Annotated in this window: 8 protein-coding genes, 6 tRNA genes and 1 rRNA gene; 1 reads left to right on the top strand and 14 read right to left on the bottom strand. The window is 31.0% G+C overall.

What is annotated here, in order from left to right:
• From G319_RS0102820 to G319_RS0102770, 11 genes are all read right to left on the bottom strand, one after another.
• Window positions 1-181 (bottom strand): 16S ribosomal RNA (locus G319_RS0102820); the annotation flags it as partial.
• A gap of 303 nt (window positions 182-484) precedes the next feature.
• Window positions 485-568: transfer RNA gene (locus G319_RS0102815), tRNA-Leu, on the bottom strand.
• A gap of 4 nt (window positions 569-572) precedes the next feature.
• Window positions 573-648: transfer RNA gene (locus G319_RS0102810), tRNA-Lys, on the bottom strand.
• A gap of 99 nt (window positions 649-747) precedes the next feature.
• Complete coding sequence (locus G319_RS09585) at window positions 748-1,557, bottom strand: lipoprotein (RefSeq protein WP_026389589.1); 810 nt, start codon at window positions 1,555-1,557, stop codon at window positions 748-750.
• Window positions 1,558-1,652: 95 nt separating this feature from the next.
• Window positions 1,653-1,728, bottom strand: a tRNA-Thr gene (locus tag G319_RS0102800).
• A gap of 18 nt (window positions 1,729-1,746) precedes the next feature.
• Window positions 1,747-1,822, bottom strand: a tRNA-Val gene (locus G319_RS0102795).
• A gap of 5 nt (window positions 1,823-1,827) precedes the next feature.
• Window positions 1,828-1,903 (bottom strand) — tRNA-Glu (locus G319_RS0102790).
• Between the two features lie 10 nt (window positions 1,904-1,913).
• A tRNA-Asn gene (locus G319_RS0102785) sits at window positions 1,914-1,989 on the bottom strand.
• Window positions 1,990-2,247: 258 nt separating this feature from the next.
• On the bottom strand, window positions 2,248-3,066 hold the full coding sequence (locus tag G319_RS09580; RefSeq protein WP_026389588.1) for an MHYT domain-containing protein: 819 nt from the start codon (window positions 3,064-3,066) through the stop codon (window positions 2,248-2,250).
• Window positions 3,067-3,102: 36 nt separating this feature from the next.
• Complete coding sequence (locus G319_RS0102775; RefSeq protein ID WP_026389587.1) at window positions 3,103-3,960, bottom strand: bifunctional 5,10-methylenetetrahydrofolate dehydrogenase/5,10-methenyltetrahydrofolate cyclohydrolase; 858 nt, start codon at window positions 3,958-3,960, stop codon at window positions 3,103-3,105.
• 8 nt (window positions 3,961-3,968) lie between these two features.
• A complete protein-coding gene (locus G319_RS0102770; protein ID WP_051350873.1) occupies window positions 3,969-5,696 on the bottom strand; it encodes a TrkH family potassium uptake protein in 1,728 nt (575 codons plus the stop codon).
• A gap of 562 nt (window positions 5,697-6,258) precedes the next feature.
• Here G319_RS0102770 and G319_RS04700 point away from each other — a divergent pair.
• Window positions 6,259-7,200 carry a potassium channel family protein gene (locus tag G319_RS04700; protein ID WP_084514140.1) on the top strand — a complete coding sequence of 314 codons (942 nt, stop codon included), beginning with the start codon at window positions 6,259-6,261 and terminating at the stop codon, window positions 7,198-7,200.
• A gap of 35 nt (window positions 7,201-7,235) precedes the next feature.
• On the opposite strand, the gene G319_RS09575 is transcribed toward G319_RS04700, so the two are convergent.
• From G319_RS09575 to G319_RS09565, 3 genes are read right to left on the bottom strand one after another with little or no spacing between them, the layout of a single operon-like run.
• Complete coding sequence (locus G319_RS09575) at window positions 7,236-8,225, bottom strand: coiled-coil domain-containing protein (RefSeq protein WP_026389585.1); 990 nt, start codon at window positions 8,223-8,225, stop codon at window positions 7,236-7,238.
• A gap of 15 nt (window positions 8,226-8,240) precedes the next feature.
• Window positions 8,241-9,239: a coiled-coil domain-containing protein gene (locus G319_RS09570; RefSeq protein ID WP_026389584.1), complete on the bottom strand. Its 999-nt coding sequence runs from the start codon at window positions 9,237-9,239 to the stop codon at window positions 8,241-8,243.
• Window positions 9,232-10,539 (bottom strand): IncA family protein, encoded by a 1,308-nt coding sequence (locus G319_RS09565; RefSeq protein ID WP_026389583.1) that lies wholly within the window; start codon window positions 10,537-10,539, stop codon window positions 9,232-9,234. The genes G319_RS09570 and G319_RS09565 overlap by 8 nt, the downstream gene beginning before the upstream one ends.
• Window positions 10,540-10,672: the final 133 nt, after the last annotated feature.

Here is a 10,672-nt window from a genome sequence, read left to right as displayed (position 1 = left end):
CGATAATGAAGTTCTCATGCGGTATTACCCTTCGTTTCCAAAGGCTATCCCCCGCTATTAGGTAGATTAGATACGTGTTACTCACCCGTTCGCCACTGGAGTGCAAGCACTCCCGTTCGACTTGCATGTATTAGGCATGCCGCCAGCGTTTATCCTGAGCCAGGATCAAACTCTCATTTGAAAAAAATGTGAATTGATTCTGACTGTTTCTTTTATTATTGTATATGTAATTTTGTTTACTCAAAAATTGATTTTGAACAAGATTGTACAATTTGTTGTTCTATTTAGTTTTCAAAGATCATTGTGTGTTGCCCTTAGTGGGCGACTATTAAATAATAACATATACTAGATGGAAAACAAATACTTTTTTAAAGTTTTTTTAAAAGTTTTTTAGGTTCATTTTCATTAAGTTAATTTATGTATTCAACAGCTTTTAACAAAATAAAAACTAGCATATATCTGTGCTAGTTTTTTAATTGTCAATTGGTGCGGGATGGGGGACTCGAACCCCCACGTCGAAGACGCTAGATCCTAAGTCTAGTGCGTCTGCCAATTCCGCCAATCCCGCATAATGGTGACTCGTCGGAGATTCGAACTCCGGACCCACTGGTTAAAAGCCAGTTGCTCTACCGGCTGAGCTAACGAGTCATGTCGGTTTATTTTATGCTTGATTGTCCAAGGACTATAAAATATTATCACTATAAATTAAATCTTGCAATATATAAATAAAAAAAGAACCGAAGTTCTTTATTTTCTTCAACTCTCAATTTCAATATTAAATGTAGTAATAAACTTTTCAGTTTTATTTGTTTCTTCTTTTGTTTCGATTTCTTCTTCTTTATGAATAGCGAATTCCATTTCAAATGATAGTGAACTAACCGGTTTAAAGATATTGTCTCAAATGTAATTAGCAAAATAAGTAACTTCTTCTTTGTCAAAATTATCTCTTTGGCTAGTTAATCATTCATCTACACTCAAAATTGTGTTTAAAGCAAATATTCTATCATCTGGTCTAAGTGCCCCATTAATTCTCAATGAAATATCAAGATTATTAAAGTCTTCCATTGTTGAATCTTTAGTTCAATCCATTTCCAAATTCTTATTAACTTTATTTAAAATGTTTTGTTCTTTGTCAAAACCTTTTATTAAATCATCAATAACATTTTGACTAAAATGTTTTTTAGTAAAAGTAGCATAAGACTTTTCATCAGGTTTTTCAGCTAGAGTTGATGGTTTTTGTTCTGGATCTTTTATTTCTAGTGATTCTCATAATTCATCTTTGTGTTCAATAATAGTTTTATATAGCGCAAAAATATTATTTAAACTTTGACGTTCTTTTAGATTAATATTTCCCTGACCGGTTTTCTTAATTCCAATATCAGTATTGTAATGTAAATAACTCACTAAGTCATCATATGTTAAGGTAGTTCTATATTCTCCACTATTATGACTTCATGTTCCATTGATAGTATCAATTTGAGTTCCACAAGCAACAACAGTTGCACTAGCAGTAGCAGTTAAAGTAATTGCCCCCAAAATAGCTAATAGTTTCTTCATAAGCATTCTCCTCAATCTTTTTAATATTATATAGGAACTTAAGTTTATATGAAAATAAAAAAAAGACACCGAAGTGTCTTTTTCAATATGCTTAATGGTGCTGACTAAAGGAGTTGAACCCTCGACCTACTGATTACAAGTCAGTTGCTCTACCAACTGAGCTAAGTCAGCATATTAAATCAAATAAAATGGTGGAGTATGACGGGCTCGAACCGCCGACCGCCTGCTTGTAAGGCAGGAGCTCTCCCAACTGAGCTAATACTCCAAAAATGGTAGCCTGTACGGGGTTCGAACCCGTGTATCCACGGATGAAAACCGTGTGTGTTAACCGCTTCACCAACAGGCCAAATAATAAATGGCGGCTTTTACAGGACTTGAACCTGTGACAAATCGGTTAACAGCCGATTGCTCTACCAACTGAGCTAAAAAGCCGTTTATAATTTGTGGTTAAATATTTAATTTCCTTCTTACCAGGACAATAAAAATATTATCATGGGAAAAACCAAAAGTCTACATTTTTTTAAAATTTTTTTTAAAATTGTGTTTTTTTAAAATTTTCAAATAAAAAAGCGACTATTTTAACTGTTCGCCCACTTCTTTATTCGATATCCTTCGACATCGGCTCATCGCTTTATTATTATATATCATTTATTACTAAAAAATAAAAAAAGAAGGTTTTACCCTCTTTTATTATTTATTTCTTCTTGAAAAGAAACCTTGATCTTCATCGTCGTTTTCTTTAACTTCTTCAACAGTTACATCTTTATTAACAACAATAATGTTTTCATCATCATTTTCAGCCACGATAACATTGTCAATTGATTTTTCTTTTTCAACAAATTGTCCATCTAAGATCATTTGTTTTTTAGCTTCGAAGAAAATAACTTTAAAGTCTGCAGAAAATCTTGAAACTAATTTTTCTTCATCAATATCTCCAGCTTTAATTTGGTTTAAGAATTCAACAGCTTTAATGTATTTAGCATCATAAACTTTTTGTTCTCTTTCTTCATCAGTTACTGTTTCATCCAATTTATCTTCGACGATTGATTCAATCGCTTCTAATTCTTGACTTGCTTCAATTGCTGTAATTTCAGTTTTATCTACTTCTTGAGTGAAAATCATTCAGATTCCCCCTGCCATACAAACAACTGAACCAATTGCAATTACTTCGATAAGAACTTTTGCAGAAGTTGTTTTGTTAGACATAGCACTTGCAGATAATGTCACTGATAATGCACACATCATTAACATGTATAAACCACAAATTAATGCTCATAACCCTTTTGTTGAGTATTTCTCTAAGATTTCTTTGTTAGCTTCACTATTGATAGCACTACTACTTAATAATAGTCATAATACTCCCATGAAGAATAGAATTGTCCCTGCGGCCATTCCTAATCCACCACAAATTAAAATACACATATTTGACGCTTTAAAACGCTTATTAAACTGTCATTTACGTTGACTGTTTGCTTTAACAGTCTTTTGATCTTTTTTAGATAAGTTCATAATTTTCTCCTTTTATTTATTTAATATATTATATACCTATTTCAAACCTAAATGTTTTTTATAAAGTTTGACTGTATTTTCCATTAATGTGATTACAGTCATTGGACCAACCCCGCCAGGAACTGGTGTTATATATCCCGCAATTGGAGCAACATTTTCAAAATCAACATCTCCAACTAATTTATTAGTGATTGGATCTCTAACAATTCCGATGTCAATGATTGTGGCATTTGGTTTAACCATATCTTTGGTAATAATAAATTGTTTACCTGTAGCTGATATTAAGATATCGGCATTTTTAGTATGCAGTGAAATATCAACAGTATTTTTATTACACATAGTAACAGTTGCTCCAAGATTTAATAACATTACAGCTAGTGGTTTACCAACAATATTAGAAGTTCCAATCATTGTGACATTTTTACCAACTAAATCAATATTATATTCTTTTAATAAATTAACTACCCCAAGTGGTGTACAAGGAAAGATTGAATCATAACCTTGTAGCATTTTTCCTTGATGAACATAATGAAAACCATCAACATCTTTATTTGGAGCAATTGCCTGTAAATAGTCTTCTTCAACAAAGCGAGGTGGAATCGGAAGTTGTAATAGAATTCCGTCAATTGTTTCGTCACGATTTAAATCATCAATTACTTTATAAAGCTCATCGTGAGTTACATTTTCATTCATTCTAACTGTAATAGCCTCAATCCCAACTTTTTCAGCTGTACGAGTCTTATGTTTTACATAAACCTTACTTGCTTCATCTTCACCAATTAAAATAACGGCAAGTTTAGGTTTACGATTTCCTTCTTCAACAAAACCAGCAATTTCATTTGCTAGTTTCTCTTGAGTTTTTAAAGCTAATGCTTTTCCATCTAAAATTTTCATATTTTCACCTATCCAATCGTTACATCTTCTTCAAGGTATTGGTAAGGTTGTTTTCTTGAAGGTTTGATGAATGCTAATAAAGTATTTGAAATTCCTAATTGTCCCAAGAACATACTGATAATTAATGTTATTTTTGTTAATCACCCAAATGCAATCATTTGTTGTTGGGTGAATGGATTCATCCCAACGGTTCCGAAGGCACTTGTAACTAAGGTGAAGATTTCAATAATTGAGTTGTTACCATTTTTGAATGGGGTATCCCCATCTAATCCCGGTGTTAGATATTGGGCAGAATCACAATATATAATTACAATTGCCAATGCAACAGCTACTGCTGAAATGAAGAATACGGCAAATGCTCTTTTAACTGTTCTTTCGGGAATAGTTTTTTTGAATGCTGAAGTATAGTTTCTATTTCTAATAATTGCTCAGTTCGCCAATAGAATAATGGCAAAAGTGGTTGTTCTAATTCCCCCCGCAGTTGAACTCGGTGCTGAACCAATAAACATTAGAATTGACATAATAGTTTTTGAACCAGCATTAAAGTCATTGATTTTAACAGTTGAGAATCCTGAATTTCGGGCAGCCGTGGTATTAAAGAAGATGTCCATTAACCCTGCTCCAAAGTTTTTCTCACCAATAATGTGAACACTTGAATATTGTCCAGTCACTGAATCTAAAGTATATTCGTAGTTATGGAAAATTAAAGAATTATCATAATTTGCCATTTCTGAACCAAACATTGATAACGGTCCAACCACAAATAAGAATAAGTAAATTCAGAAGTTTAATTTTGTAAATAAGCTAAAACGAACTTTTTGTCCTGTTCTTCTAGCTTTAATTTTTCTTTTAATATCATGGAAAGTTGGATATCCCAATCCTCCAATTACTCATTCTAATAAGAAAACAGTTTGAATCAAATAAGATCTTGACCCTTCAACATTATAAGGTTGGAGTGAATTTGATGAAATTAAATCGAATCCAGCATTATTAATCGCACTAGTTGAGTGAAAGATTGAAAATCATAATGATTTTCCAAAGTTATGATATGGAGAAATTACATCCATCGGAGTTTGAGTAGCCACACCATTCTCATCAATCATTCAGTTATTAGAAACTGTTCCGGGCTGAGAAAAGAAGAAAGCAAAGAATAGAATTGCTGCTGCAAAGATTTGAACCATTGTTAATCAAATAAATCCATCACGAATCATTTCAATAGTTGAACTGGTAGTTGAACTACCACGTTCAGATTGAGCAACAACTGTATCATTTAATGAAATTTTCTTATTAATTGCTAAGAATAAAACAATCTTAAATGTTAATACCCCAATTCCCCCAATTTCAATTAATACTAAGATGATTAATTGACCTCAAAATGAGTAGTGGTGAGATGGATCGACAATATTGATACCAGTATCACTAAATGCTGAACTTGCTGTGAATACCCCTGTTAAAAAGTCTCAGTTAAACTGTTCTCCTGCTTTAGTTAGAACTCCAGGAATAGATAATAAAAATCCACCAAGTAAAACTACTAATAAGTATATTAAAAAGATTCTTCCAGAAATTTTAGATAATGGTCATCAAATTCTAACTTTCGCAAAAAGACTTTGGTTCTTTTTATTACGTTCGTCTGAATCATATCTATTCTTAATGCTATCTTTATTATTTTTATCTCTTTTGAAAAAGCTTAAGCGTGAGCTTAATGTTTTATCATCTTTAGAAGATTTGTTAATCATAAACTCACCTCGTTTCATAAAATCATAATAGATTATATATTATATAAGCTTTAAGTGCTTTGATATCAGCACTTAAAGGATAAAAAAAGACCATCCGAAGATGGTCAAATTATTTTATTTTATTTCTGAGTTTTTTAAATATTATCAAAATATTTGAGTAACTAAGTTACATAGAAAGGAGGTTATAATATGAATTAACAAATTATCACAGGAATAAAAAAAGAAAACATATATGTAAAACAATGAATACTTCTGTTTAGGCAACCATATAAACCACTATAAATGAACTACGCTCTTCACGTGTTCTCCAACATCTACTCTTCGCATATTTGGATTTAATATAGCTTGAACTATGCAAACAGCACATAGTTTACTTGCGTATTTATATAATCACATTTACCTTATACCTCTTCACTATAAGTGCCATACGTAAATGATTTATGTTTTTAATGATAAACTAAGAGTGTTAAAATATCAAGACCTAATTATAAAAACTTAAATGTATGTTTATGTATATAAATATAGAACAATGTATAATAGGTAAAGATAAAGAGGAATTAATATGGCAAAGAAAAAAAGTTTCGCAATTATTGGTGCTTCAAACTTCAGTTTATCTGTTCTTAAAACACTAATTGATAAAAGACAGAATGTAACTGTATTTGACTACGACCAAGATCGTTTAGATTTATATCTTTCAGAATTTGATACAGTTGATGCAATTGTATTGGACTCCACTAACAAAATCGGATTAGCAAAAAATGGAATTAACGCTTATGATGGTGTTATTGTTGGGTTTGGTTCAAACATTGAAGCTTCAATGATGACTATCTTAAACTTACTAGACTTAGAATGCAACAACATTATCGTTAAAGCAAGAGATGAAAAACATAAGCGTATTTTATTAGCTTTAGGTTTAACAGAAAACCAAATCGTTTTACCCGATGTTATTGCTGGGAAAATTATTGGAACACGTGCAGTATTCGATATTGACATGGATATTGATGTTCAATCAATTGATGATGATTTCTTATCAACAACATTAACAGTTACAAACTTAGACATTATTGGTAAGACATTACAAGAAGCTGGACTATCAACAACAAAAGACTTTAACATTATTCAAATTAGACGTAAAGGTAAAACTTTACTTCCAGATGACTATACAGTTATTAAAGCCGAAGATGATGTTGTAGTATTCGCTAAAACAACAGTTATTAATGGTTTAGCTGAAAAAATTGTTGGGGATGGACTTGATGCTATGGATCATGCTTATGTTGACTTTGATGATCTAGTGGATGAAAAAACTAAACAAGAAGAAGTTATGAAAGAAGTTGTCTTTGATGATGACATCGATCAAATGGAAAGAACTGAATCTAGTCTTAAAAAGAAAAAAGATAAAGAAAAAACTATCAAGGATAAAATCTTTGATGAAAAAACAAATATGGATGATATATTTGAAATTGATGATAACTTTACAATTAAAGATGAAGATATTTTTAAATAATAAAAACCCTTTCTCAGAAAGGGTTTTTATTATGATTAAGCTTGGGCTGGTTTAATTTCACCAAGTCCATCAATAATGTTTTGAATTTCTTCTTCGATTTCAGCAACAATCCCTGTTGTAATTTCACCGATTGCTTTTTCAGCAGCTTCAATGTACGCTTTTAATTCAGCAATTTCACCTTCTAAAGCAAGTGCTTTAGTGTCTAAAATAGTAGTGAAGTTTTTAATTGCTTCATTCCCTGCATCATTAATTGCAGCAACTTCAGAAATAATTGTAGCTACGTCTTTTGTTGAGTCTGCAATAATTTCCTTAATTTTAGCAATTTGAGCAGCTGTATCAATATCACCGAAAGCTTCAGCAGCAGCTTCTTTATAAATTACAGATGTTGTTTCTTTAGTTTTAATAGTTTCAATTAAAGTATAAGTTTTTGAAACTGAAGTTCCGAAACCTTCTAAAAGATTTGCTTTATCTTCTTCAAGACCGGCAATCTTTTCATTTTGAGCTTCTACTAACTCTTGGATTTTAGCAATTTTTGCTTCAGTTCCAATAATAGCTATAGCTTCTTCTTCAGTTAAACCTAAAGTTACTAAAATCTTGTCTAAACCTTCAACTGTTTCTGTTGCTAAAGTTTCTAATTGTTTACTTGCTTCAGTTACTCATGTAGCGATTTCAGCTAAGGTATTTGAACTAGTTGGGGCTTCATTAGCTCCAAGTCATGTTTGTCCTGTTTGAGTTGTGTTTAAAACTATTGAAATAGGCTCAACTGATTTAAGTAATTCTGTTTTAACGCCTTCTAATGAAGTGTTAATTTTAGCCAATTGTTCTTTGAATCCTTCCAACTTTGTTTTTAAGTCAGCGATTTGTTGTAGTAATTTTGAATTTACTTCTCTTAATAGTTTAGCTTGTAAAGCTAAACTACTGTTTTCGTTCTTTTGATTCATTACAACATAAGTTGTGGCAAATACTCCTCCAGATAAAGCTAGTGCTCCTAGGGCTGCCATTGTCATTTTTAGTGATTTTTTCATATTATTCCTTTATTTCTATATTCCGATAATGTTTTCAATATCTTCAATTATTTTGTTTATTTGTTGATCTACAAATTGATTAATTTCACCAAGAGCTTTTTCAGCTTTTGCGATTAAATCAAGTAGTTGTTCTTTTTCATCTTCTAATAAAATTAGTTCCTGATTTAGAGTGTTTGTAAATTCATTAACTTTATTTATAGCTTCTTGATTAATTTCATCAAGTGAAGTTATTTTTTCGTCAATTGACAATTCTTCATTTGCAATTATTTCGTCAATTTTTTCAGATATATTACTTGTATCAATTTCATTCATTTTTATTAACTGAATAACTTTTTCCACAAGTTCTGATTTTTGTCCTTGGTTTAAAATCTCATCGATAATTCCATATGTGGAAATTACGATTTTAGCTAAAGTATCTAACAAAATTTTTCTCTCATTTGTTAGTTTTTGAATTAACTGATTTTGTTCTTGGATTTTTTGGTCTATTAATTCTAACTTTTTACCATTGTCTTGCTCAGTGTTTGCTATTTCTTCATCTGTAGCTCCAAGCTTTTCAAGAATTGAATCCAAAGCTGTGGTTTGTTCTCCACTTGAATTCTTAATTTGATTTGTTCCTTCTAAGATTCATTCACTTAATTTAATAAGAGAATTAACATCAATGTCTTTTCGTTGAGTTGGGGCCGGATTATCAGCTAATCACTGTTTTGAAGCTTCACTACCAAACAATTGGATTGAGTCAGCAATGTTTTGACTCGCATTAATTAAGTTTTGTTGTATCTTTTGTAATGCTAATAAAATGTTTTCCAATCTTTGTTTTGTTTCTTTAAGTTCGGAATCCAAATCTTCGATTTGTTGGGTTAACTTTTGATTCTCCCTTTTCAAAATCTGAAGTGCATTCTTCAAATCTTTATTCTCCACCTTAAGTGAATTAATTACCATCACAGATCCAACAATCGCAGTTGCACTCAATGCAATAGCAGCCGTAACTGCCATTATTTTGTTAAATTTACTCATGAGTTTCCTCCGCTGGCTTGTCTTGGATAACCACTATTCTAGATCAAACAACTGGATTAACATCTGTTGAGTTAACATATCTAACATATTTCAACTTAGAGACCTCATATCCTTTTGGATACAGAGGTGTGGGTTTTCCAGCTGTATAATAGTCAGCATTCTTGACATCCCCATCAACATGTCTAGAAAGTTCTTTAACAATCATTGTTAATAAATCTCCGTCGCTAATGTTGATATCAGGCACAACATAAATGCTTGGTCTAGTATTTTTTCAACGAGCAATATCAGTTCATTCTTCTCCCTTTTGGGGAGCTTCTAATAAGAATTGAACTCTTTTCTTTTGATAATTAATTTTCTCTATACTCTGTAACACGTTTTCAAATTCAAAGATGTTATCAACAATTGATTCTGATAACTCACGTATTAAATTAATCTTTTCTTTGTACGCATCTATCATTGACATCGTTAAGTTGTCAAAAATTTCTTCTGGAGTTTTCATTTCACGAATAATTGTTTCAATACTTGCAGACATTTCTTTTCTAACGTTTGCTTTTAAATTGAATAATTGAATATATTCTTCAACCAATTGTTTTTCTTCAGACTTGTCACCGTATTTTTTAAGTTCTTTTTCCACAAGGATAAATTTTATTTCTCATTGCTTTATAAAGTCCATAGTCATCTCTTGAGGCTTAGATATAGATTTTTGTACAAATTGTCCATACCATTCACTCAAAGTTTCGTTAGCTAAGAAATCTTGTTGTACATCTAAGTCAAGAACTTTTGAGTTAGCTTCTAGAACTACAGAAGAAAATATTATTAATCTATAAAACTTTTCAAACAACTTATCATTTTCAGTAACTGGTACCAAACTAATATTTTCATTAATGATTAAGTCCTTGAAATAATGTTGTTCCATTTTTAAATCTGTAATTTGTTTTTGTAAATCAGCTATCTCCAAATCCTTTAGTTTTAGTTCAGACTTTAAATCCGCTATTTCATCAAGGAGATCATTATTTTGCGAAGTAAGATCATTAATCTTAATTTTTAACTCATCAATGAATTTTTGGAATTCATTTATTTTTTCTTTAAAGACTTCATCCAAGCCATTTTGTCCAACTAATTTATCTTTGATGTCATTAAGTTTTTGTTCTAGAGTTTCGATTTGACTGATTAATCTTTGTTTTTGAATTCTAAAAGATTGTTCATTATGATGTTTTTGGGTAATTAAAACAGCTGGCACAATAGATGTGACAGATATGGCAATTGCTCCAATAGCTCCGTAAATAATATTTTTCTTCATCGATTCACATCCATTTAGTATTTATATAAATAATCATAAAGTGTTTTACTTCCCAATATGAGAGTTTAACCTTTCCAAAAAAGAAAGTAAAAGGAATAAAAAGCAGTCCTTGTTTGCAAAGACCGCTTTTTAT

Origin of the sequence: Tullyiplasma multilocale ATCC 49900 (assembly GCF_000483165.1) — a bacterium.
Lineage (GTDB): Bacteria > Bacillota_I > Bacilli_A > Mycoplasmatales > Mycoplasmataceae > Tullyiplasma > Tullyiplasma multilocale.
The sequence above is the reverse complement of the archived record's forward strand: the minus strand, read 5'-3'. Positions and strand labels throughout refer to the sequence as shown.